Below are 23633 nucleotides of genomic sequence, written 5' to 3'. Positions count from 1 at the left end.
GCGTTTTTTTATGCCTGTGTTAAGGGGATGTGCAGGCAGGCTGGGTTCTGTCAGTGAGTCGGGCTCTGCAAGTAGGCTGGAGCTTCATAGCTGAGCCGTACTCTGTGGCGAGCAGGCTTGCCTGAGCTCGGCTGCAAGGCAGCCGTGAACCCGGTGGGCACGTTGTGCCTGATGCAACCGTGGTGGCAGGTTTCAGGGCCGCTGCGCAGCCCAGCGCGGGCAAGCCCGCTCGCCACCATGATGGCGGGGAGGCCGGGGGCGTTTTCATGCTCGAACGGGGCTGTGTGGCTAGCAGGCTTGCCTGCGCTCGGCTGCAAGGCAGCCGTAAACCCGGTGGGCACGTTGTGCCTGATGCAACCGTGGTGGCAGGTTTCAGGGCCGCTGCGCAGCCCAGCGCGGGCAAGCCCGCTCGCCACCATGATGGCGGGGAGGCCGGGGGCGTTTTCATGCTCGAGCGGGGCTGTGTGGCGAGCAGGCTTGCCTGCGCTCGGCTGCAAGGCAGCCGTGAACCCGGTGGGCACGTTGTGTCTGATGCAACCGTGGTGGCAGGTCCCAGGGCCGCTGCGCAGCCCAGCGCGGGCAAGCCCGCTCGCCACAAGGGATGGGGTGCTACATGCCAGGTCTCTGGGTCAGAAACGTTCCAGGTTCCGACTCGGCGCCTGGCGCTCCTGGGGCTTGGGCTTGTAGGCGCAATAGCCGGGACGCGGGCCGACCTTGGGATGGTTGCGGCAGGTGTCCGGGCGCTTGTCGTAGATGGTGCACAGCCGGGTCTTGCGGTCCAGGTACAGGCAGTCGTTGTTGCTCATGCGCTGCAGGGTGAAGATCTCCGACTTCTGGTTGTAGCGCTCGACGATCCCTTCCTTCTGCAGGCGCTTGGCGATGTTCTTCGCCGGCTCGCCGCGTTCGAATTCATCGACGATGCCGATGCGGATCAGGTCCTTGATCTTCACTTCCACGGGTAGGGTGCAGCAGCTGGACATGCAGCCCCCGCACATATGGCTGGAGTACTTCTGCCAGGTTTCGAGGCGGTCGAGCTCTGCGGCTGCGATCAGGGTCGGTTTCATCAGGTGGCATCCGGGGGCGTATCGGGCGCGCGATCATACCGGGGCTGGTGGATTTGTGAACAACCTTTTGACGGTTTTTCGCACAATCGTCGATTTGTCGCGGCATTTGTCTACACATTCGACTGTTGGCGGTGTCACCTATTTATCGAGCTTTCCCCTGCCGCATGGAAAAAACCACGAACCAGAGCCATCGCCTTGTGTCGAACCGACTAGGCTCAGACAACTCGCCTTTTAAATCGTCCATCTCGCTAGAGGTCGTATCGATGTCTCAGGAAACGCCTGTTCGTGAAGCCGAGGTGGCTGCCTTTCGTGCTGCCGTCCTTGCCAAACTTACCTACGCCGTGGGTAAAGACCCCGATCATGCCTTCGACCATGACTGGTTCGAGGCCATTGCCCTGGCCGCCCGCGACCATATGGTCGAGCACTGGATGGACCACACGCGACAGATCTATCGCAAGGGCCAGAAGCGGGTCTACTACCTTTCCCTGGAGTTCCTCATCGGTCGCCTGCTGTACGACAGCCTGAGCAACCTCGGCCTGCTGGACATCGCCCGTGAGGCATTGGTGGACCTCGGCGTCGACCTGGAGCGCATTCGCCTGCTGGAGCCCGACGCGGCGCTGGGCAACGGTGGCCTGGGGCGCCTGGCGGCCTGTTTCATGGAGAGCATGTCGACCCTGGGCATTGCCGGCCATGGCTATGGTATCCGCTACGAGCACGGCTTGTTCCGCCAGGCGGTCGTCGACGGTTGGCAGCAGGAGCAGACCGAGAACTGGCTGGATTTCGGCAACCCCTGGGAGTTCGAGCGGGCCGAGGTGATCTACCCGGTGGGCTTTGGCGGCAGCGTCGAGACCGTGCATGACGAGACCGGCCAGGCCCGGCAGGTCTGGTGGCCGGGAGAAACCGTGCGGGCGGTTGCCTACGATACGCCGGTGGTCGGTTGGCGTGGCGCCAGCGTGAACACCCTGCGCCTGTGGCGGGCCCGTGCTACGGAAGAGCTGCACCTGGAACGTTTCAACGCCGGTGACCACCTCGGCGCAGTGGCCGAAGTCGCCCGGGCCGAAAGCATCTCCCGCGTGCTCTACCCGGCGGACAGTACCGAGGCCGGCCAGGAGCTGCGGCTGCGCCAGGAGTATTTCTTCGTGTCGGCCTCGCTGCAGGACCTGTTGCGGCGGCACAAGAACATGCACGATTCGGTGCTCAGCCTCGGCGAACATGCGGCCATCCAGCTGAACGATACCCACCCTTCGATCGCCGTCGCCGAACTGATGCGGCAACTGGTCGACCTGCACGGCGTCACTTGGGATGCGGCTTGGCAGGTCACCGTGGAAACGCTGTCCTATACCAACCACACCCTGTTGCCGGAAGCCCTGGAAACCTGGCCGGTGGGCCTGATGGAGCGCATGCTGCCGCGGCACATGCAGATCATCTACCTGATCAACGCCCAGCATATCGATGCACTGCGGGCCAAGGGCATCCACGATTTCGACGTGCTGCGCTCGGTGTCGCTGATCGAAGAGGATAACGGTCGCCGGGTGCGCATGGGCAACCTGGCATTCCTCGGTTCCCATAGCGTCAACGGCGTGTCCGGACTGCATACGCAGTTGATGCGCAGCACGGTGTTCTCCGAGTTGCACAAGCTCTACCCGGACCGGATCAACAACAAGACCAACGGCGTGACCTTCCGCCGCTGGTTGTACCAGGCCAACCCGCGCCTGACCGAGATGATGGTCGGTGCGCTCGGCCCGGAACTGCTCGATCGTCCCGAGGACCTGCTGCTGGGGCTGGAACCGTTCGCCGAGAAGGCCGGGTTTCGCAAGCAGTTCGCCGAGCAGCGGCTGCACAGCAAGCGTGCCCTGGCGGCGTTGATCCAGGAGCGCCTGGGTATCGCGGTCAACCCGGCGGCGATGTTCGACGTGCAGGTCAAGCGTATCCACGAGTACAAGCGCCAGTTGCTCAACCTGCTGCACACCGTGGCGCTGTACCAGGCGATCCGCGCTGAGCCGGAGACCGACTGGGTACCGCGGGTGAAGATCTTCGCCGGCAAGGCCGCGGCGAGTTACCACCAGGCCAAGCTGATCATCAAGCTGACCAATGACATCGCCCGCACGGTCAACAACGATCCGACGGTGCGTGGCCTGCTCAAGGTGGTGTTCCTGCCCAACTACAACGTCAGCCTGGCCGAAAGCATCATTCCGGCGGCAGACCTGTCGGAGCAGATTTCAACTGCCGGTTTCGAGGCTTCCGGCACCAGCAACATGAAGTTCGGCCTCAATGGTGCACTGACGATCGGCACGATGGACGGCGCCAACGTCGAAATGTGCGAGCGGGTTGGTCAGGAACACATGTTCATCTTCGGCCTCAGTGCCCAGCAGGTCGAATCGCGCAAGCGCAACGGCGAGTTCAGCGCGGCCCAGGACGTGGCGGCTTCCCATCGGCTCAACGACGTGCTGCAAGCCATTCGTGGCGGGGTGTTTTCCCCGGACGATCCGGCGCGGTATGTCGGCCTGGTCGATTCGTTGATCGACCATGACCGCTTCCTGGTCTGTGCCGATTTCGACACCTACTGGGCCGCCCAGGGCAAGGTCGAGGCGCACTGGCACGACAGCAAGGAATGGTGGCGTTCTGCCGTGCTGAACAGTGCGCGAATGGGCTGGTTCTCCTCGGACCGGACCATTCGTGAATACGCGACCGAGATCTGGAAAGCACTTGAGTAATCTTTTGCAATAACTTGTGAGGCCGGCCCCACTCTGGTGGGGCCGGATCGATATACTACGCGGCAGTCTGGCCGGGGCCTTGCCCCAAGACACGCTGCTCCGCTGTGGGAGCCGGCTTGCTGGCGATAGCGATCCGACAGTCGACATCTTCGTCGCCTGACACGCCGCTATCGCCAGTAAGCCGGCTCCCGCAGGCGGGGGCGTGTTGCCGTTACGCCGTGTAGGGATATCGTGCATGCAATGGATTCTGATGCTGGTCGGGTTGGCCCTAGGCTGGATGATCGATGAGCTCATCCTCGACGCCCTGATGGGCGCCCTGCTCGGATTGGTGATTGGCCAGGCGTTCCGCCTGCGGGGGCTGGGTCGCCTGGTTTCCAGTCAAGAGGCTCGCTTGCAGCAGAACCAGCAGGCCCAGGCCATGATCGAGCAGCGGGTGCGTGAGCTGGAGGTTTTCGCTGCCACCAAGGCTGAGCCGCCTGCCGCCGCCGTCGAGCGAACACCTTCCGTTGCGCCGGCCGAGGCCGCCGAGCCGATTGTGGAGCCGGCTCCCCGCGCGCTGCGCGCCGAACCCGAACTGATCTGGGAACTCCCACAGGATCTGCTGGAACCCTCGCCGCGCAACGAGCCCAAGGCCGAGCGACCCGAAGTCGATGCCTGGGCACCGGAGGCGGTGGTTGCCCGCGAAGCGGTCGAGCCATCGGCTCCGCCAACCCCCCGCGAACCGAACCTGATCGAACGTGCTGTGGCCGGCGCGCGCAACTGGCTGTTCGGTGGCAATACCGTGCTGCGGGTCGGTGTGCTGCTGCTGTTCCTCGGCCTGGCCTTCCTGCTGCGTTATGCCACCGAAGGCATGGTGGTACCGATCGAACTGCGTTACGCCGGGGTCGCCGGCTGTGCCCTTGGCCTGCTCGGCCTGGGCTGGTGGCTGCGCCTGCGCAACAGCAACTATGGCCTGATGCTGCAGGGTACGGGGATCGCGGTGCTGTACCTGACGGTCTTTGCCGCGATGCGCCTGCATCCGTTGCTCGACCCTTCCGCAGCCCTCGGCCTGCTGGTGGCGGTCACGGTGTTCTCGGCGATTCTCGCGGTGACCCAGGACGCCCTCGGCCTGGCCGCGGCGGCGGCGCTGGGCGGTTTTGCCGCGCCGATCCTGACCTCCACCGGCTCCGGCAACCATGTCGCCCTGTTCAGCTACTTCATCCTGTTGAACAGCGGCATCCTGGCGATCGCCTGGTTCAAGGCCTGGCGCCTGCTCAACCTGATCGGGTTCGTCGGCACCTTCGGCATCGGCTTCGCCTGGGGCCTGCGTTCCTATCAGCCGGAACTGCTGTGGAGCACCGAGCCGTTCCTGGTGCTGTTCTTCCTGATGTACCTGGCCATCGGCCTGTTGTTTGCCCGGCGCAAGCTGCGCGAGATGGCCGATGGGCCGGAAGACGACAGCCGCGAAGGGCTGCTGCGCTGGTCGGCGCGCCAGGGTGACCATGTCGACGGCACGATGCTGTTCGGCCCGCCGCTGGTGGGCTTCGGGTTGCAGTTCGCGCTGGTCCAGCACCTGGAATTCGCGGCCGCGTTCAGCGCGCTGGCGCTGGGGATCATCTACATGGGCCTGGCCCGTCTGCTGATGGGGGGGCGGGCACTGCTGCTGGCGGAAACCTGCCTGGCGCTGGGGGTGATTTTCGCCAGCCTGGCAATCCCGCTGGGCCTCGACGCTCGCTGGACGGCCGCGGCCTGGGCGGTGGAAGGCGCGGGTGTGTTCTGGCTGGGCCTGCGCCAGCAGCGCCCGTTTGCGCGGGTCTTCGCGCTGTTGCTGCAACTGGGCTCGGCACTGTCGTTCCTCGGTACCTTGCAGGTTGGCGACCACAGCCTGCTCGATGCCGCGCCGCTGGGCGCGCTGCTGCTGGGCCTGGCCCTGCTGTTCAGCTTCTGGCAACTGCGCCAGGCCGCCCCAGGGCAGGCGGCGGAGTGGGAGCGGCGCGGCATTCCTGTACTGGCCTGCCTGGGCCTGGCGTTCCTCTACCTGTTGGCTCCGCTGTTTTTCCTGAGCCAGGGCACGGCGATCAGTTGGGCGCTGGCGGGGCTGGCGACGCTGTTTGCCGGCCTGCGCCTGCAATCGCGGGCGTTCCTGTTCAGCGCCTTTGCCGTGCAGTTGCTCGGCGGCGCGTTGTTCCTGGCGCGGTTGCAGGGTGCTGAGGGCGAGTCCTCGGCGGTGTTCAGTGCCGGTTGGAGCGGCTTGATGAGTGCCTCGCTGATCGGCCTGTCGCTGATCGGCGGGATGTTGCTGGCAGCGCGCGACGAGATGGTGCGCAACGACGCCCGGCTGTTGCGCGGGCTGTCGGTGGTGCTGCTGGTCGGGTTGATGCTGATCAATCTGGCGGTGCTGTTCGTGTTGCCGTGGGCGACGGCCAGTGGTGTCTGGGCCGCCAGCGGCCTGCTGATCATCTGGCTGAGCCTATACCTGCGCCAGCGCCTGAGCTTTCTCTTTGGTCTGCTGCTGCAACTGATCGGTGGTGGCGCGTTCCTGCTCGAAGGGCTGGGCCAATTCGGCTCGTTCGACACTGACGGCGTGCGTCTGCTCGCCCACAGCGGTTTCTGGACGCCGATGGTGCTTGGTCTGGCCGCTTTCGTCGGCGCCTGGCGGCTGCAGCGGGACAGCCAGCCGGCGGTGTTCGATGCCGTGAGCCTGCGGCGCCTGTCCCAGGTGTTGCTGGTATGGGGCACGGGCTGGTGGGTATTGGCCTGGGCTGGTGAAATCATGCTGTTTGCCGCGCCGGCGACCTGGGCAACCTGGATGCTGGCTATCGCTGCTGCCAGCGTGGCGCTGTGGGCATTGCTGGCCCTGCGCCTGCGCTGGTCGGACCTCGCGCTGCTGTGCACTCTGCTGGTGCCGGTGGCCGGGCTGATACTGCTGCTGGACTGGACGCGACTCTACAACCCGGCGGCGCACTTCGGCTGGCTGGTATGGCCGGCACTGTTTGCCGTGCACCTGCTGTCGTTGCGCAAGCTGGCGCCGCTGTTGCCGGCGCGGGTGTTGAGTGTCGCCCACGTGCTGGGTTGCTGGCTGATCCTCGGCGTGCTGGCGCTGGAGCTGCGCTATGGCCTGCTGTTGCTGTCGGAACACTACAATGCCTGGCGCTGGCTGGGTTACGCGATCCTGCCGAGCCTGTACCTGGTGCTGATGGCCGCGCCGCGCGAATGGCCATGGCCGATCGCGGCCTATGCGCGCGAGTACCGCCTGTACGCCGCCGCGCCGCTGGCGCTGCTGATGCTCGGCTGGTTCTGGCTGGCCAACAGCTTCAGCGACGGCCACGCCGAGCCGCTGCCGTATGTGCCGTTGCTCAACCCGCTGGAATTGGGGCTGTTGTTCGCCCTGGGCAGCCTCTATATCTGGTCGCGCACTGCGGTGCCCCGGTTGGGTGTTCGCACTGCCCATGCCGAGTTGGCCGCGCAGGCGGTCTCGGGCCTGTCGTTGTTCGCCTTCGTCACGGCGTTGGTGATGCGGGCCGCGCACCATTGGGGCGGCGTGGATTTCGAACTCGATGCGCTGCTGGCATCGATGCTGGTGCAGGCCGGCCTGTCGATCGCCTGGAGCCTGATCGCCCTGGGCCTGATGATCGGCGGCCACCTGCGCCATCGTCGCGAGGTCTGGCTGATTGGTGCCGGGCTGATCGCACTGGTGGTTGCCAAGCTGTTTTTCGTCGAACTGAGCAACCGTGGCGGGCTGGCGCGGATCGTCTCATTCATCGGCGTCGGTGTGCTGATGCTGGTGGTGGGCTATTTCGCACCGCTGCCGCCCAAGCGCGCGGAGGCTGAGCCGGCCGACAAGCAAACTGAAGGAGTGTCGTCTTGATTCGCAAGTTGAGCCCAGGCTGCCTGGGCGTGGTGCTGCTGTGCCTGAGCGCGTCGTTGCTGGCCCAGGAAAAGCCGGCTGACTTCAGCACCCAGGTCCCCCTGACACTGAGCGGCGAAGGTCCCTGGTACCGGCTGGAATTGCCATTGGTCTTGCAGGCACAGACCCGTCAGGCCGAGTTGAACGACGTCCGGGTGTTCAACTCGGCGGGCGAACCGCAGGCCTACGCCTTGCTCCAGGAGCAGGCGCAATCGACCCAGCAGCGCAGCCAGACCGACGTGAAATGGTTCCCGCTGTTCAGCTCGGCCGATGCCCCCCAGGCGACGCCGAGCGTGCGGGTGCAGTCGACCACCTCCGGTACCCTGGTCGAGGTGACACCGTCCAGCCAACTGGAGGCCGGCGAGGAAGTCCTGCGTGGCTGGCTGCTCGACGCCAGTGCGATCAAGGCGCCGTTGCAGCAACTGCTGCTCGATTGGACCAGCGAGCGCGACGGCTTCCAGCGTTTCAGCATCGAGGCCAGTGACGATTTGCAGCATTGGCAGTCGTGGGGCGATGGCCAGGTGGCGCGGCTGTCCTTTGCCGATGAGCGTATCGAGCAGCGTGAGGTCAATTTGCCGGGGCAGTCGGCGCGCTACCTGCGGCTGTTGTGGCAGTCGCCGCAATCGGCGCCGGTGCTAAATGCGGCGCAACTGGTAAGCAGTACCAGCAGCCAGTCGGCGTCGCCGCTGGCGTGGTCGCAACCACTGGCGGGCAGCACCGCCAAGTCCGGCGAGTACACCTGGGCCCTGCCGACCGGCCTGAACCTGGAGCAGGTGCACATCGACATGGCCCAGCCCAACAGCCTGGCGCCGGTGCGTCTGTATGGCCGGCGCACGAGCAATGAGGCCTGGCAGGAGTTGGGCAGTGGCCTGCTGTATCGGCTGACCCAGGGTGGCCAGGACGTACTGCAGAACACGCTGGAGCTGTCCGGCTACACCGTTGCGCAATTGAAGCTGGTGGTGGATGAGCGCGGCGGCGGGCTCGGGGCAACGGCTCCGGCACTGACTTATGCCGTGCGGCCGACGCAGTTGGTGTTCCTGGCTCGTGGCAATGCGCCGTTCTCCCTGGCGTTGGGCAATGCGACGGTTGGCGCGGCGAACCTGCCGCTGTCGACGCTGATTCCCGACTACAGCCCGCAGCGCCTGGCCTCGCTGGGCAAGGCGACACCGGGTGCCGCGCAGGCGGTTGCGCCGCAAGCCTCGCAGGCCTTGCCTGCGCCGACGACCGACTGGAAGAAGATCGGCTTGTGGGCAGTGCTGTTGCTGGGCGTGGCGGCGTTGGGCGGCATGGCTTTCAGCCTGCTGCGCAAGCCGCAGGCTTGAAGATCGGCTGATGGTGCCGTGGCGGCATTCTGTATGCCTTCCCTGGAAGGCTCTTCGCGGGCAAGCCCGCTCCCACGGTGGAAGGTAATCATCTTGTGGGAGCGGGCTTGCCCGCGAAGGGGCCCGTATGCCTGTCATCAACGCCTGACCGCAGGCGCCCGGTAGCGCTTTTGGACTACGCTGAAGCCGATCGGTGAACTCTCTATGCGTCATCTGTGTCTGAGCATGAGGATTTGCAGCGCGACTCGCGTTAAACTGCGCGGGTTTTTAAGCCCCCTTTCTCCGGAGTCATCCATGTCCCGCGTTACCCTGAGTCGCTATTTGATTGAGCAGACCCGCAGCAACAATACGCCTGCCGATCTGCGTTTCCTGATCGAGGTGGTCGCGCGCGCCTGTAAGGAAATCAGCCATGCCGTCTCCAAGGGCGCGCTGGGTGGCGTCCTCGGCAGCATGGGCACCGAGAACGTGCAGGGCGAAGTGCAGAAGAAACTCGACGTGCTGTCCAACGAGATCCTGCTCGAAGCCAACGAATGGGGCGGCCACCTGGCCGGCATGGCGTCCGAGGAAATGGACAATGCCTACCAGATCCCAGGTAAATACCCGAAAGGCGCCTACCTGCTGGTCTTCGACCCATTGGACGGTTCGTCGAACATCGACATCAACGCCCCGGTCGGTACCATCTTCTCCGTACTGCGTTGCCCGAACGAATACCTGAGCCAGAACGAAGCCCTGAACGAAAAGGCCTTCCTGCAGCCAGGCACCCAGCAGGTCGCTGCCGGCTACGCGATCTACGGCCCGCAGACCATGCTGATCCTGACCCTGGGCGACGGCGTCAAGGGCTTCACCCTGGACCGCGAAATGGGCAGCTTCGTGCTGACCCACGAAGACATCACCATCCCGGCCTCCACCCAGGAGTTCGCGATCAACATGTCCAACCAGCGCCACTGGGAAGCTCCGGTACAGCGTTACGTCGAAGAGTTGCTGGCCGGTGAAACCGGTCCGCTGAAAAAGAACTACAACATGCGTTGGGTTGCCGCGATGGTCGCGGACGTACACCGCATCCTGACCCGTGGTGGCCTGTTCATGTACCCACGTGACAGCCGCGAGCCGTCCAAGCCGGGCAAGCTGCGCCTGATGTACGAAGCCAACCCGATGTCCTTCCTGATCGAGCAGGCGGGCGGCGCTTCCACCGACGGCCACCAGCGTATCCTCGACATCCAGCCGGAAGGCCTGCACCAGCGCGTGGCGGTGTTCCTCGGCTCGAAGGAAGAAGTGGAGCGGGTCACCGGTTACCACCAGGAGTAAACCCATGGCTGCGCCCTGGCAGTCCCTGCTCGAATGGTGGTTCGGTTCAGCCGAACAGCCCGACGAGATCGAGGCTGACAGGCGCAAGCTGTGGTTCGGCAAGCGTGCCAGCCAGGACCGCGAGGCGCATGAGCGCTTCGGGGCCTGGGTCGAGCAGGCCCTGGCTGGCGGATTGGCCGAGTGGACGCAATGTCCGCAAGGTTGGCTGGCCGTGGTGCTGCTGCTCGATCAACTGCCGCGGATGATCTTCCGCGATACCCCCAAGGCCTTTTCCGGTGATGCCCGTGCCCAGGCGCTGGTCGCGCAGGGGATTGCCGCTGATTTCGACCGGCAACTGCCGGCCATGCAGCGTTCCTTTATCTATCTGGTGTTCGAGCATTGCGAGAATCTGGCGGTGCAGAACGAGGCTGTGTCGCGGTTTGCGGCGTTGCTGCGGGAGCAACCGGAAGGGCAGCGGAAGGTATTTGCCAGCCAGCTGGATTATGCCGAGCGGCATCAGAAGATCATTGCCCGGTTCGGGCGGTTTCCCCATCGCAACGCTGTCCTGGGGCGGGAGTCCACTGCTGAAGAAGTGGCATTTTCTGCGCGAGCCGGGCTCACGCTTCTAGACTTTCTATGTTGCTGAGGATGTTTTCGCGGGCAAGCCCTGCTCCTACAGTTCAGCGTCGTACCTTGCTTCTTCTGTACGACGCACACCTGTAGGAGCAGGGCTTGCCCGCGAAGGCGTCAGCGCAGGCCCCGTGAAAGTCAGATCCGGAAACTGCCCACCAGATGCTTCAGGCGAGTCGCCTGCTGTTCCAGGTCGGCACAGGCGCGCAGGGTCGCCTGCAGGTTCTCCACGCCTTCCTGGTTGAGGGTGTTGATCTCGGTGATGTCAACGTTGATCGACTCCACCACCGCGGTCTGCTCCTCGGTCGCGGTCGCCACCGACTGGTTCATGCCGTCGATCTCGCCGATCCGCTGGGTCACGCTGCCTAGCCGTTCGCCGGCCTGGTTGGCGATGCCGACGCTGCTTTCGCTCTGGCGCTGGCTGTCGGTCATGATGGTCACCGCCGCACGGGCGCCAACCTGCAGTTCCTCGATCATCTTCTGCACCTGCTGCGCCGAATCCTGGGTGCGGTGGGCGAGGTTGCGCACTTCGTCGGCGACCACGGCAAACCCGCGCCCGGCCTCACCGGCCCGCGCTGCCTCAATGGCGGCGTTGAGCGCCAGCAGGTTGGTCTGCTGGGAAATGCTGGTGATCACTTCGAGGATCTGGCCGATGTTCACCGTGTTGCTGTTCAGGGTCTCGATGTTTCTGCAGGAGTCGCTGATCTGCGCCGACAGTTGCTGCATCGCGACGATGGTCTTGTCGACCACCTGCTGGCCATCTTCGGCAAGGTTGCGTGCATCGCTCGAATGCTGCGAGGCGAGGGCGGCGTTCTGGGCGATTTCCTGGGCTGCGGCGCCGAGCTGGTTGATCGCTGCGGCGACGCTGCTGGTGCGGCTGGCCTGCTGGTCGGAGTTGAACATCGACGAGTTGGAGGCGCTGACCACCCGCAGGGCAACTTCGTTGACCTGGCCGGTGGCCGAGGCCACTTCGCGGATCGAGGTGTGGATACGTTCGACGAACCGGTTGAACGACATGCCCAGAGTGCCGAACTCGTCGTGGCCGTGGATGGTCAGGCGCTTGGTCAGGTCGCCTTCGCCTTCGGCGATGTCGTGCATGGCGCGGCCCATCAGGTGCAGCGGCTGCATCAGCACGCGGATCAGCATGCCCAGCAGGGCGATGATGATCACCACGGCGATCACCATGGCGACGATTGCCGAAGTGCGGAACTCGCTGAGCATCGAGAAGGCGGTGTCCTGATCCAGCACCAGGGCCACGTACCAGTCGGCCGAAGGTACGCCGTTGACGTGGGTGAAGGAGATGAACTGGTCCTTGCCGCCCACCGTCACTTCCTTCAGGCCGGGGCTGATCTTCGGCGTGTCGCCCGGATAGGCCTCGGCGAGGTTCTTGAGGATCAGCTTGCTGTCCGGGTGAATCAGGATCTTGCCGTCGGCGCTGACGATGAAGGCATGGCCGTGGCCGCCGAAGTTCAGCGAGTTGATGATGGCGCTGACGCTGCCCAGGTCGATGTCCGCGCCGGTCACGCCGATGAACTTGCCGTCGTGCTGTACGGGGGTGGCGATGGTGATCACCAGCTTCCCCGTCGAGGCGGCGATGTAGGGTTCGGTGACGACGGTCTGCTGGGCGCCGTTGGCGGCCTTGTACCAGCCGCGGGCGCGCGGATCGTAGTCGGCGGGGCGGTTGCCGGCCGGCACCGAGAACATCACGCCTTCCTGGCTGCCGAAGTAGCTCAGTTGGAAGTTGCTGGTGTAGGCGGGTAGGCCCACCGCACGCTTGAGGCTGTCGGCGGAGCTGCCGTCCACGGCGATCTGCTGCGACAGCGACTGCAGCAGCTGGATGCGGCTTTCCAGCCAGGTCTGGATGTTGCTGGTAGTCAGGCTGCCCAGTTCCTGCATCGATGCCTGGGTGCTGCTGTACAGCGCCTGGCGCTGGCGATAATCGTTGAACAGGATGAAGCAGGCGAACGCCACGGCGACCACGAGGGCCGCAGCCAGGAGAATCTTATGGCTGAATTTGAAGTTTCTGGTCATGAAATGGCTGTCTGCAGAGGGCGGGTCAACGAAAGCGACAATTTGCCACGTTTGATAGCAACACGCCTCTATATCTCGACATAGTCTTGTTAAAGATTAGTTTCTTGACGGTAAAGCCGACGAAATACCCGTTCCGCTCCTAGAAAGTGCTGATCTGCAAAGGAAAGCCCTGTAAGAAAAGGTCGTAGGCTCGGGAACCAGATGGCGGTTTTCTCTTCTAAGCTTGCGGTAGGCCCCGTGTCGACCTCATTCGTTCCCAGGAGTTTCTTCCCATGTCGCTGCGCTCTCTCGCTCTGTTGTCGTTCTGCGTGCTGTTGGCCGCGTGCAGCAAGGTCAACCAGGCAAACTACTCGAAGCTGTCCACGGGCATGCCCAAGGCCGAAGTCGAGGCGTTGCTCGGTTCGCCTTCCGATTGCTCGGGCGCGCTGGGCATGTCCAGTTGTACCTGGGGCGACAAGAACAGCTTTATCAGCGTGCAGTACGCCGGTGACAAAGTCCTGATGTTTTCCGGGCAAGGCCTGAAGTAAACCGGGGAGCAGTCCCTCGGGAGAAGAAGAATGTTGCGTTTAGTGGTTACTCTTTTGGCCGGTTTGTTGCTGGCCGGTTGCGCTACGTCAGGCGACGATCTGGCGCCCAAGACCGCAGGTCACGTCGACCTCAAGCGTTACCAGGGCACCTGGTACGAAATGGCGCGGATGCCAATGTATTTCCAGCGCAACTGTGCGCAGTCCGAAGCCCGTTACAGCCTGATGCCCGATGGCAAGATGGCAGTGTTCAACCGCTGCCTGACCGAGGACTGGAAGTGGGAAGAAGCCAAGGGCACCGCGACGCCGCAGGTCGCGGGGCAGACCGATAAGCTCTGGGTGCGCTTCGACAACTGGTTCACCGCGTTGTTGCCGGGCGTGGCCAAGGGTAACTACTGGATACTCTACGTCAGCGATGACTACCACAACGCGATTGTCGGCGACCCGAGCCGGCGCTACCTGTGGCTGTTGTCGCGCAGTGCCAAGATGAGTGCCGACACCCGCGAGGACCTGCTGAGCAGGGCGCGGCAGCAGGGGTATGACACCACTCGACTGATCTGGCGTACACCGGATTCGAAGATGCCCCACTGATCTGACGGGTTGGTGCAATTCATTGCAGGAGCCGGCATGCCGGCTCCCACGGAACAGCGCGCCTGGCGTCAGTTCAGCAATTCGCGCAATACCTGGGCAAATGCCCGCGCGCTTTCTTCCTCTCCCGCATGCCGGCCACCGCGCACCACCCATTGGCCATTGACCATCACATCGCGCACCTGGCGATCACCACCAGCGAACAGCCAGCGGTTGAGAATGCCGTCGCCCTCGGCGGTCGCCAGGTACGGATCATTGCCGTCGAGTACCAGCCAGTCGGCACGCTTGCCCACTTCCAGGCCACCGATCGCCTGTCCGAGCGCCTGTGTACCGCCGTCCAGGGCCGCGTCGAACAGGGTGCGCCCGACCATCGGTTGATCGGCCCGATAAAGGCGGTTACGCCGCTGGTCGCGCAGGCGCTGGCCATATTCCAGCCAGCGCAGTTCCTCGACCACACTCAGCGACACATGGCTGTCGGAGCCGATACCCAGGCGTCCGCCCTGGGCGAGAAAGTCCACCGCCGGGAAAATCCCGTCGCCGAGGTTGGCCTCGGTGGTCAGGCACAGCCCGGCGATCGCTCGGCTGCGGGCGATGCGGCTGACTTCCTCGGTGTCGGCATGGGTGGCATGCACCAGGCACCAGCGCTGGTCCACTTCGATATTGTCGTAAAGCCACTGCAACGGACGTTTGCCGCTCCAGCCCAGGCAGTCGTCGACTTCCTTCTGCTGTTCTGCGATATGGATGTGCACCGGGCAGTGCCGGTCGCTGGCGGCCAGTACTTCGCTGATCTGCCGGGGAGTCACCGCCCGTAGCGAATGGAAGCACAAACCCAGGGCCTGACTTGGCTGGCTGGCCAGCAACGGCTGCAGGCGCGCCTGCAGCTTCAGGTAGTTTTCGGTGCTGTTGATGAAGCGCCGCTGGCCGTCGTTGGGGGCCTGGCCGCCAAACCCGGAGTGGCTGTAGAGCACCGGCAGCAGGGTCAGGCCAATGCCGGCGTCCGTGGCGGCCTGGCTGATGCGCAGGGCCAGTTCGGCCGGGTCTGCGTAGGCCTGGCCGGTGGTGTCGTGGTGCACATAGTGGAATTCGGCCACCGAGGTGTAGCCGGCCTTGAGCATCTCGATGTAGAGCTGGCGGGCGATGATGCCCAGCTGTTCCGGGCTGATCTTGCCCACCAGCCGGTACATCAGGTCGCGCCAGGTCCAGAAGCTGTCGTTCGGGTTGCCGGCCACTTCCGCCAGCCCGGCCATCGCTCGTTGGAAGGCGTGGGAGTGCAGGTTCGGCATGCCTGGCAACAGTGGGCCGCCCAGCCGTTCGGCAGCCTGCGCAGCGGCATTGGCCTCGACCCGGGTCAGTACGCCTTGGGCGTCGACTTCGAGCAGTACGTTTTTGGCCCATCCACTAGGCAGTAGCGCGCGTTCGGCAAAGAAGGCGGACATGGTTCAAAACCTCATCGTGTCTTATTTGTATATACATATACAGACGTTTGCGCGCCCGGTAAACTCCGGCAAGCTGGTATCCTGTCGTGCGGATGCTGTGCCATCTGCGTGACAAGACGCCAGTCACCCCTAGAACCGAACAAAGGATTTCCCGTGCCGACTCCGCCTGCCAACAACCCGCTGGCTGCCCAAATGGGCGAAAGTCCGGCGCCGTTATATGCCCGCGTCAAACAGATGATCACCCAGCAGATCGACAGCGGAAACTGGCCGCCGCACTATCGCGTGCCGTCCGAGAGCGAGTTGGTGGAGCAACTGGGCTACAGCCGCATGACCATCAACCGTGCCCTGCGGGAAATGACTGCCGAAGGGCTGCTGGTGCGCATGCAGGGTGTCGGTACCTTCGTCGCCGAGCCAAAGACCCAGTCGGCGCTGTTCGAGGTGCATAACATTGCCGACGAGATCGCCTCGCGCGGTCATCGCCACACCTGCAAGATCATCACCCTCGGCGAGGAAACCGCTGGTTCCGAGCGTGCCGTGGCCCTGGACATGCGCGAGGGGCAGAAGGTCTTCCATTCGCTGATCGTGCATTTCGAGAACGATGTCCCGGTGCAGATCGAGGATCGTTTCGTCAATGCACAGGTGGCGCCGGATTACCTCAAACAGGACTTCACCCTGCAGACGCCCTACGCCTACCTGTCCCAGGTTGCGCCGCTCACCGAGGGCGAGCATGTGGTCGAGGCCATTCTCGCCGACGCCACCGAATGCCAGTTGCTGCAGATCGAGCCGGGCGAGCCGTGCCTGATGATCCGTCGGCGGACCTGGTCCGGTCGCCAGCCGGTGACGGCCGCCCGGTTGATCCACCCCGGTTCCCGTCATCGCCTGGAAGGACGCTTTACCAAATGAGTGCACTGAAAGTCTTGCGCGCCGCGGACTACCCGCGCATGCCGTGGAAAAACGGCGGTGGCAGCACCGAAGAGATCACCCGCGACGAAGGCGAGGGCCTGGACGGTTTCGGCTGGCGCCTGTCGATTGCCGACATCGGCGAATCGGGCGGTTTTTCCAGTTTTGCCGGCTACGAGCGGATCATTACCGTGCTGCAGGGCGCGGGCATGACCCTGCAGGTCGATGGTCAGCGCACCCGTGCGTTGCTGCCGCTGGACCCATTCGCCTTCAACGGCGCGAGCCAGGTCGGTTGCACGCTGCTCGACGGGCCGATCCGTGACTTCAACCTGATCTACGCCCCGGACCGCTACAGCGCCCGCCTGCAATGGCTGGATGCTGCGCAGCCGAAGCGGTTCTTCACTTCGGCGGCGGTGCTGCTGATCTTCAGTGTCAGCGACCAGTTGCATGTCGGCCTGGCCGACAATGGTTACGAAGTGCTCGGCCGGCATGACTGCCTGCGGCTGGAAGGTAACGTCGGGCTGCAGGAAGTGGCGGTGACCGGCCGTTGCTGTGTGATTGAGCTGATTCCTGCCTGATTCTGCTGTATCCAACCCCATTCTCAAGAGCTTCCTTGTCCCTGTTGGAGCCGGATCGCCGGCTTCCATAGGGTTGTGTTCGTTCGCTCCTTTTAGTGTGCATCCCAATGCGCACCATTTTGTTACCGAACGCCCCAGCCTGGCGCAAAACCCTCTCTCGGTAACAGCCTCCTACGGACAGCAGCGCTTCGTCCTACAAATTCGATTTCCGCTCCAAGCCCTGTCCCACGGCCCTTGCCGACTATTCTGAGAAATTCTTCAGTGCACGTTTCTCAAGTTGGCCGCTTGATTGCATATGCTTGTATGTACAAGTAAATATGTGTGCGTATGAGTAGCCAGGGAGCCGTTACGCACCCACTCATTTTTCCGCTTGTGATGGGGTATCCGCCGCAAGCTCGCTTGCCCACTGCCTGGGTGGGTTCGGACGATCGCAGAGGAGTTTTTTCGTGACTGAGAATAGCCAGAAACCTACCGCCACCTTCACCAAGCGCCGTGACGTCGAAATCCGTGCCGCCCGTGGCAACAAGCTGACCGCCAAGAGCTGGCTGACCGAAGCACCACTGCGGATGCTGATGAACAACCTCGACCCACAAGTGGCCGAGAACCCCAAGGAGCTGGTGGTCTACGGTGGTATCGGTCGCGCCGCGCGCAACTGGGAATGCTACGACAAGATCGTCGAGAGCCTGACCAACCTGAATGACGACGAGACCCTGCTGGTGCAATCCGGCAAGCCGGTCGGCGTGTTCAAGACCCACAGCAACGCCCCGCGCGTGCTGATCGCCAACTCCAACCTGGTGCCGCACTGGGCCACCTGGGAACACTTCAACGAACTGGATGCCAAGGGCCTGGCCATGTACGGCCAGATGACCGCCGGCAGTTGGATCTACATCGGCAGCCAGGGCATCGTCCAGGGCACCTATGAAACCTTTGTCGAAGCCGGTCGCCAGCATTACGACAACAATCTCAAGGGCCGCTGGGTCCTGACCGCCGGCCTGGGCGGCATGGGCGGTGCCCAGCCACTGGCCGCGACCCTGGCCGGTGCCTGCTCGCTGAACATCGAGTGCCAGCAGACCAGCATCGACTTCCGCCTCAACACCCGCTACGTCGACGAGCAGGCCAAGGACCTCGATGACGCCCTGGCCCGTATCGCCAAGTACACCGCCGAAGGCAAGGCGATCTCCATCGCCCTGTGCGGCAACGCCGCCGAGATACTTCCGGAACTGGTCCGTCGCGGTGTGCGGCCGGACATGGTCACCGACCAGACCAGCGCCCACGACCCGCTCAACGGCTACCTGCCGGCCGGCTGGACCTGGGAAGAGTACCGCGCCCGCGCCCTGACCGAGCCGGCAGCCGTGGTCAAGGCCGCCAAGCAATCGATGGCGGTGCACGTCAAGGCGATGCTGGCGTTCCAGAAACAGGGCATCCCGACCTTCGACTACGGCAACAACATCCGCCAGATGGCCCAGGAAGAGGGCGTCGAGAACGCCTTCGACTTCCCCGGTTTCGTCCCGGCCTACATCCGTCCGCTGTTTTGTCGTGGTATTGGGCCATTCCGCTGGGCCGCGCTGTCGGGTGATCCGCAGGACATCTACAAGACCGACGCCAAGGTCAAGGAACTGATTCCGGACGACGCCCACCTGCACAACTGGCTGGACATGGCCCGCGAGCGCATCAGCTTCCAGGGCCTGCCGGCGCGTATCTGCTGGGTCGGCCTGGGCCTGCGCGCCAAGCTCGGCCTGGCGTTCAACGAAATGGTGCGTAGCGGCGAGCTGTCGGCGCCGATCGTGATCGGCCGCGACCACCTGGACTCCGGCTCGGTTGCCAGCCCCAACCGTGAAACCGAGTCGATGCAGGACGGTTCCGATGCCGTCTCCGACTGGCCGCTGCTCAACGCCCTGCTCAACACCGCCAGCGGCGCGACCTGGGTGTCCCTGCACCACGGCGGCGGCGTCGGCATGGGCTTCTCGCAGCACTCGGGCATGGTCATCGTCTGCGACGGCACCGACGAAGCGGCTGAGCGTATTGCCCGGGTACTGCACAACGACCCGGCGACCGGTGTCATGCGTCACGCCGATGCCGGCTACCAGATCGCGATCGACTGCGCGAAGGAACAGGGCCTGAACCTGCCGATGATCACCGGCAAATAAGGCTCCGCGAGGAGAAAAACCTTGTGGGAGCCAAGTTCCGCAAGGTTTCTGAAGGCCAAACACCGAAAACAATCCACAGAGGTTGAACAATAAATGGCTGTTTCAAATGATCGTGCGAACCCCAAGCCGTTGATCGAAAGGCGTTCGATCGACTACATCCCGGAGGCGGAAAGACACGGTCGTCTACTCAGTCAGTTCACCCTGTGGTTGGGTGCCAACCTGCAGATCACCGCGATCGTCACCGGCGCGCTCGCCGTGGTGCTGGGCGGCGATGTCTACTGGTCGCTGGTCGGCCTGCTGCTCGGGCAACTGCTCGGCGGCGGGGTGATGGCGCTGCATGCCGCGCAGGGGCCGCAACTGGGCCTGCCGCAGATGATTTCCAGCCGCGTGCAGTTCGGTGTCTACGGCGCGGTGATCCCGCTGGTGCTGGTGTGCCTGATGTATATCGGCTTCTCGGCCAGCGGTTCGCTGTTGGCCGGGCAGGCGGTGGCGCAACTGCTGCACGTCGAGGATTGGGTCGGCATCGTGCTGTTCGCTGCGTCGATCCTGGTCTTCACCATCTTCGGCTACCGGGTGATCCACGGCATCGGCCGGGTTGCCAGCGTGCTGGGGGTGATCGCCTTCATCTATCTGTTCTACAAGCTGCTGGCCGGCAACGACGTTTCCGCCTTGCTGGACAACAAGCATTTCTCCCTGGCGAGCTTCCTGCTGGCGGTGTCGCTGTCGGCGTCCTGGCAGATCGCCTTCGGCCCCTATGTGGCGGACTACTCGCGTTACCTGCCGCGCAGCACCTCGGCGTCGAAAACCTTCTGGGCCGTGGGCCTCGGTTCGGTGATCGGCTCCCAGGCGTCGATGGTCTTCGGGGTATTCGCGGCGGCCCTGGCCGGTTCGCAGTTCGCCCACCACGAGGTGTCGTTCATCGTCAGCCTCGGTGGCACCGGGGTAATCGCGGCGGCGCTGTATTTCGCCGTGGCCTTCGGCAAGGTCACCGTGACCACGCTCAATGCCTACGGCAGCTTCATGTCGATCGCCACCATCATCAGCGGCTTTCGTGGCAACCGCCATATCGGCAGCGGCGTGCGCCTGCTGTACATCTTCATCATGGTCAGCCTCGCGGCGGCCCTGGCGCTGCTGGGCAAGGATTCGTTCCTCAAGGAATTCTCCGCGTTCATCCTGTTCCTGCTGGCGTTCTTCACGCCGTGGAGCGCGATCAACCTGGTCGATTTCTACTGCATCACCAAGGAACGCTATGACATTCCCGCGCTGTCCGATCCCAATGGTCGCTACGGCCGCTGGAACATCCTGGGCATCAGCATCTATGTGTTCGGCGTGCTGATCCAGATGCCGTTCATCTCCACGCATTTCTACACCGGCCCACTGGTGGCGAGCCTGGGCGATACCGATATCTCCTGGATCATCGGCCTGGTGGTTCCGGCAGCGCTGTACTACTTCGCTGCGAAGAAGTGGCACGGTGCGGTTCCTGATCATTTGATCCTGCCGCCAGAGCAGGGCGAGGTCGCAGTACCCAAGGCCAGTGGCCGGGTCCAGCCGTCGTCGGTGGCCTGAATACCGAGCCTGAGCAACACGTGGACAGGGCCCCTCGCGGGCCAACCGGGCCGGATGCCTCTTGACTGCCGTTAACCCATTCATGATTAGGAGCGTCACATAATGAAAATGAAAAAGACCCTGCTGACCACGGCGTTGTCCCTCGGCCTGTTGACCGCTGCCGGCGCAAGCCAGGCTGCCGGCTGGTGCGAGTCCGGCAAGCCGGTGAAGTTCGCGGGCCTCAATTGGGAAAGCGGCATGTTGCTGACCGACGTCCTGCAGTTCGTCCTGGAAAAGGGCTACGACTGCAAGACCGACAGCCTGCCGGGCAACTCCATCACCATGGAGAACGCCCTGAGCACCAACGATATCCAGGTCTTTGCCGAGGAATGGGTCGGCCGCAGCGAGGTCTGGAACAAGGCCGAGAAGGCCGGCAAGGTCGTCGGCGTCGGTGCGCCGGTGGTCGGCGCCATCGAGGGCTGGTACGTGCCGCGCTATGTGGTCGAGGGTGACGCCAAGCGCAAGCTCGAAGCCAAGGCGCCGAACCTGAAGAACATCGCCGACCTGGCGCAGTACGCCACCGTGTTCAAGGACCCGGAAGAACCCGCCAAGGGCCGTTTCTACAACTGCCCGGCCGGCTGGACCTGCGAGCTGGACAACAGCGAGATGCTCAAGAGCTACGGCCTGGAAAACTCCTACACCAACTTCCGGCCTGGTACCGGGCCGGCTCTGGATGCCGCAGTGCTGTCGAGCTACAAGCGTGGCGAGCCGATCCTGTTCTACTACTGGTCGCCGACGCCGCTGATGGGCCAGGTCGACCTGATCAAGCTGGACGAAAAGCCGGGTGTCGACAAGAGTGTGAGCATCAAGGTCGGTCTGTCCAAGACCTTCCACGACGAAGCACCTGAGCTGGTCGCCGTGCTGGAGAAGGCCAACTTGCCGATCGACCTGCTGAACCAGAACCTGGGGCGCATGACCAAGGAGCGGATCGAATCGCCGAAGTTGGCGAAAATCTTCCTCAAGGAACACCCTGAGGTCTGGCAGGCTTGGGTCAGCGCTGACGCTGCCAAGAAAATCAACGCGGCTCTGTAGGTCGATTCCTCCCGGTTAACCGAGAGGCTGGCCGGGACGCTACATCCACTTGATCGAGAGTTTCCAATGTTTCCCGAGAATTTCACGTTTTCCATCGCCGACTGGGTCAACGGTTGGGTCGATTCGCTGGTGACCAACTACGGCGATGTGTTCCGCCACATCTCCGACACCCTGCTGTGGGCCATCGTCAACCTGGAAGGCCTGCTGCGCATGATGCCGTGGTGGCTGATGCTGGCCATTGTCGGCGGTATCGCCTGGCACGCCACCCGCAAGGTAGTGACGACCGTGGTGATCGTCGGCCTGCTGTTCCTGGTGGGCGCGGTCGGCCTGTGGGACAAGCTGATGCAGACCCTGGCGTTGATGCTGGTGGCGACGCTGATCTCGGTGCTGATCGGGATTCCGCTGGGCATCCTGTCGGCGCGCAGCAACCGCCTGCGCTCGGTGCTGATGCCACTCTTGGACATCATGCAGACCATGCCCAGCTTCGTGTACCTGATTCCGGTGCTGATGCTGTTCGGCCTGGGCAAGGTTCCGGCGATCTTCGCCACGGTGATCTACGCCGCGCCGCCGCTGATCCGTCTGACCGACCTGGGCATCCGCCAGGTGGATGGCGAGGTGATGGAGGCGATCAACGCCTTTGGTGCCAACCGCTGGCAGCAATTGTTCGGCGTGCAACTGCCGCTGGCCCTGCCGAGCATCATGGCCGGGATCAACCAGACCACCATGATGGCCCTGTCGATGGTGGTGATCGCCTCGATGATCGGTGCCCGTGGCCTGGGCGAAGACGTGCTGGTGGGCATCCAGACCCTGAACGTCGGGCGTGGCCTCGAAGCGGGGCTGGCCATCGTGATTCTCGCCGTGGTCATCGACCGCATTACCCAGGCCTACGGTCGTCCGCGCCATGAGGTGAGCAAATGACTGATTCCATCGTCAGCAAGATCGAAGTCAAGAACGTCTTCAAGATCTTCGGTTCGCGCTCCAACGACGCGCTGAACCTGATCCGCCAGGGCAAGACCAAGGACCAGGTGCTGGCCGAAACCGGCTGCGTGGTCGGGGTCAACGACCTGTCCCTGAGCATCGGCACCGGCGAGATCTTCGTGATCATGGGGCTTTCGGGTTCCGGCAAGTCGACCCTGGTGCGCCATTTCAACCGCCTGATCGATCCCACCAGCGGCGCGATCCTGGTCGATGGCGTGGACATCCTGCAGCACGACATGGATGCCCTGCGCGAATTTCGCCGGCACAAGATCAGCATGGTGTTCCAGAGTTTCGGCCTGCTGCCCCACAAGACCGTGCAGGACAACGTCGCCTATGGCCTCAAGGTGCGTGGCGAGAGCAAGCAGTTGTGCGCAGAGCGCGCGCAGCACTGGATCAACACCGTGGGCCTCAAGGGCTACGAGAAGAAGTACCCGCACCAGCTGTCGGGCGGCATGCGCCAGCGCGTCGGCCTGGCCCGGGCCCTGGCGGCGGATACCGACATCATCCTGATGGACGAGGCCTTCAGTGCCCTCGACCCGCTGATCCGCGCCGAGATGCAGGACCAACTGCTTGAGCTGCAGAAGACCCTGCACAAGACCATCGTGTTCATTACCCACGACCTCGACGAGGCGGTGCGCATCGGCAACCGGATCGCGATTCTCAAGGATGGCCGGCTGATCCAGGTCGGTACGCCCCGGGAAATCCTGCATTCGCCGGCGGATGAGTACGTGGACCGGTTCGTCCAGCGGCGGGCTGCGACCGTATGAGGCGAGCCTTGTGGCTGGCTTTTGGCGAGGGGGCTTGCCCCCGCTGGGCTGCGTCGCAGCCCCAGAGCCTGTCGCCCGGCTGAAATACGTCTGGCGGTTTTGCGACCGCTTCGCGCTCGAACGGGGGCAAGCCCCCTCGCCACCAGC

16 protein-coding genes and 2 pseudogenes are annotated in these 23633 nt (G+C 63.8%); 14 read left to right on the top strand and 4 right to left on the bottom strand.

The genetic code is table 11. The features are described from left to right. Nucleotides 1–629 precede the first annotated feature (629 nt). A complete protein-coding gene (locus AC6I6U_RS01515) occupies nt 630–1064 on the bottom strand; it encodes a YkgJ family cysteine cluster protein (RefSeq protein WP_497880327.1) in 435 nt (144 codons plus the stop codon). A gap of 263 nt (nt 1065–1327) precedes the next feature. On the opposite strand from AC6I6U_RS01515, the gene AC6I6U_RS01510 reads away from it, so the two are divergent. The 5 genes and pseudogenes from AC6I6U_RS01510 to AC6I6U_RS01490 all read left to right on the top strand — a co-directional run bounded on the left by AC6I6U_RS01510 (nt 1328) and on the right by AC6I6U_RS01490 (nt 10899). Continuing rightward, nucleotides 1328–3778, top strand: coding sequence for a glycogen/starch/alpha-glucan phosphorylase (locus tag AC6I6U_RS01510; protein ID WP_497880326.1), 2451 nt, complete (start codon nt 1328–1330; stop codon nt 3776–3778). A gap of 235 nt (nt 3779–4013) precedes the next feature. Then, nucleotides 4014–7625, top strand: a complete 3612-nt coding sequence (locus tag AC6I6U_RS01505) for a DUF2339 domain-containing protein (protein WP_497880325.1) — start codon at nt 4014–4016, stop codon at nt 7623–7625. Beyond that, nucleotides 7622–8986 carry a DUF3999 domain-containing protein gene (locus AC6I6U_RS01500; RefSeq protein WP_497880324.1) on the top strand — a complete coding sequence of 455 codons (1365 nt, stop codon included), beginning with the start codon at nt 7622–7624 and terminating at the stop codon, nt 8984–8986. Before AC6I6U_RS01505 ends, AC6I6U_RS01500 begins: the two co-directional genes overlap by 4 nt. Nucleotides 8987–9280: 294 nt before the next feature. Further along, a complete protein-coding gene (locus AC6I6U_RS01495) occupies nt 9281–10291 on the top strand; it encodes a class 1 fructose-bisphosphatase (RefSeq protein ID WP_497880323.1) in 1011 nt (336 codons plus the stop codon). A gap of 4 nt (nt 10292–10295) precedes the next feature. Then, nucleotides 10296–10899: pseudogene (locus AC6I6U_RS01490) on the top strand (DUF924 family protein). A 139-nt stretch (nt 10900–11038) separates the two neighbouring features. Here the strand turns inward: AC6I6U_RS01490 and AC6I6U_RS01485 are convergent. Beyond that, entirely contained in the window at nt 11039–11803 is a 765-nt protein-coding gene (locus tag AC6I6U_RS01485; protein ID WP_497882964.1) for a methyl-accepting chemotaxis protein, read from the bottom strand. Between the two features lie 93 nt (nt 11804–11896). Beyond that, nucleotides 11897–12931, bottom strand: a pseudogene (locus tag AC6I6U_RS01480) (HAMP domain-containing protein); the annotation flags it as partial. A gap of 272 nt (nt 12932–13203) precedes the next feature. On the opposite strand from AC6I6U_RS01480, the gene AC6I6U_RS01475 reads away from it, so the two are divergent. Continuing rightward, nucleotides 13204–13458, top strand: coding sequence for a hypothetical protein (locus AC6I6U_RS01475; protein WP_017903223.1), 255 nt, complete (start codon nt 13204–13206; stop codon nt 13456–13458). Between the two features lie 30 nt (nt 13459–13488). Then, entirely contained in the window at nt 13489–14046 is a 558-nt protein-coding gene (locus tag AC6I6U_RS01470) for a lipocalin family protein (RefSeq protein WP_497880322.1), read from the top strand. Between the two features lie 68 nt (nt 14047–14114). Here the strand turns inward: AC6I6U_RS01470 and AC6I6U_RS01465 are convergent, their stop codons facing one another. Continuing rightward, nucleotides 14115–15479 (bottom strand): formimidoylglutamate deiminase, encoded by a 1365-nt coding sequence (locus AC6I6U_RS01465; RefSeq protein ID WP_497880321.1) that lies wholly within the window; start codon nt 15477–15479, stop codon nt 14115–14117. Nucleotides 15480–15671: 192 nt separating this feature from the next. On the opposite strand from AC6I6U_RS01465, the gene hutC reads away from it, so the two are divergent. The 7 genes from hutC (at nt 15672) to AC6I6U_RS01430 (ending at nt 23486) form a co-directional block, all read left to right on the top strand. Next, nucleotides 15672–16382 (top strand): histidine utilization transcriptional repressor HutC, encoded by a 711-nt coding sequence (gene hutC / locus AC6I6U_RS01460; protein WP_497882963.1) that lies wholly within the window; start codon nt 15672–15674, stop codon nt 16380–16382. Beyond that, nucleotides 16379–16957, top strand: a complete 579-nt coding sequence (locus AC6I6U_RS01455; RefSeq protein WP_497880320.1) for a HutD/Ves family protein — start codon at nt 16379–16381, stop codon at nt 16955–16957. Before hutC ends, AC6I6U_RS01455 begins: the two co-directional genes overlap by 4 nt. A gap of 446 nt (nt 16958–17403) precedes the next feature. After that, entirely contained in the window at nt 17404–19104 is a 1701-nt protein-coding gene (gene hutU, locus AC6I6U_RS01450; RefSeq protein ID WP_497880319.1) for a urocanate hydratase, read from the top strand. Nucleotides 19105–19197: 93 nt separating this feature from the next. Next, entirely contained in the window at nt 19198–20670 is a 1473-nt protein-coding gene (locus AC6I6U_RS01445) for a purine-cytosine permease family protein (protein ID WP_497880318.1), read from the top strand. Nucleotides 20671–20772: 102 nt separating this feature from the next. Beyond that, nucleotides 20773–21741, top strand: a complete 969-nt coding sequence (locus AC6I6U_RS01440; RefSeq protein WP_497880317.1) for an ABC transporter substrate-binding protein — start codon at nt 20773–20775, stop codon at nt 21739–21741. Nucleotides 21742–21807: 66 nt separating this feature from the next. Then, complete coding sequence (locus AC6I6U_RS01435; RefSeq protein WP_497880316.1) at nt 21808–22659, top strand: ABC transporter permease; 852 nt, start codon at nt 21808–21810, stop codon at nt 22657–22659. After that, nucleotides 22656–23486 carry a quaternary amine ABC transporter ATP-binding protein gene (locus AC6I6U_RS01430; protein ID WP_497880315.1) on the top strand — a complete coding sequence of 277 codons (831 nt, stop codon included), beginning with the start codon at nt 22656–22658 and terminating at the stop codon, nt 23484–23486. Before AC6I6U_RS01435 ends, AC6I6U_RS01430 begins: the two co-directional genes overlap by 4 nt. Nucleotides 23487–23633 lie beyond the last annotated feature (147 nt).

It is taken from the genome of Pseudomonas sp. UTLPPB19802 (assembly GCF_059730225.1).
This window is presented reverse-complemented; position numbering and strand designations above follow the sequence as displayed.

What these genes read in the sequence shown, in the direction of transcription:
- AC6I6U_RS01485 (WP_497882964.1), bottom strand. Translation starts at nt 11,803, where the DNA reads ATGTTCAACTCCGACCAGCAGGCCAGCCGCACCAGCAGCGTCGCCGCA.
- hutC (WP_497882963.1), top strand. Translation starts at nt 15,672, where the DNA reads ATGGGCGAAAGTCCGGCGCCGTTATATGCCCGCGTCAAACAGATGATC.
- AC6I6U_RS01440 (WP_497880317.1), top strand. Translation starts at nt 20,773, where the DNA reads ATGAAAATGAAAAAGACCCTGCTGACCACGGCGTTGTCCCTCGGCCTG.
- AC6I6U_RS01495 (WP_497880323.1), top strand. Translation starts at nt 9,281, where the DNA reads ATGTCCCGCGTTACCCTGAGTCGCTATTTGATTGAGCAGACCCGCAGC.
- AC6I6U_RS01430 (WP_497880315.1), top strand. Translation starts at nt 22,656, where the DNA reads ATGACTGATTCCATCGTCAGCAAGATCGAAGTCAAGAACGTCTTCAAG.
- AC6I6U_RS01465 (WP_497880321.1), bottom strand. Translation starts at nt 15,479, where the DNA reads ATGTCCGCCTTCTTTGCCGAACGCGCGCTACTGCCTAGTGGATGGGCC.
- AC6I6U_RS01455 (WP_497880320.1), top strand. Translation starts at nt 16,379, where the DNA reads ATGAGTGCACTGAAAGTCTTGCGCGCCGCGGACTACCCGCGCATGCCG.
- AC6I6U_RS01445 (WP_497880318.1), top strand. Translation starts at nt 19,198, where the DNA reads ATGGCTGTTTCAAATGATCGTGCGAACCCCAAGCCGTTGATCGAAAGG.
- AC6I6U_RS01505 (WP_497880325.1), top strand. Translation starts at nt 4,014, where the DNA reads ATGCAATGGATTCTGATGCTGGTCGGGTTGGCCCTAGGCTGGATGATC.
- AC6I6U_RS01475 (WP_017903223.1), top strand. Translation starts at nt 13,204, where the DNA reads ATGTCGCTGCGCTCTCTCGCTCTGTTGTCGTTCTGCGTGCTGTTGGCC.
- AC6I6U_RS01435 (WP_497880316.1), top strand. Translation starts at nt 21,808, where the DNA reads ATGTTTCCCGAGAATTTCACGTTTTCCATCGCCGACTGGGTCAACGGT.
- AC6I6U_RS01470 (WP_497880322.1), top strand. Translation starts at nt 13,489, where the DNA reads ATGTTGCGTTTAGTGGTTACTCTTTTGGCCGGTTTGTTGCTGGCCGGT.
- AC6I6U_RS01510 (WP_497880326.1), top strand. Translation starts at nt 1,328, where the DNA reads ATGTCTCAGGAAACGCCTGTTCGTGAAGCCGAGGTGGCTGCCTTTCGT.
- AC6I6U_RS01515 (WP_497880327.1), bottom strand. Translation starts at nt 1,064, where the DNA reads ATGAAACCGACCCTGATCGCAGCCGCAGAGCTCGACCGCCTCGAAACC.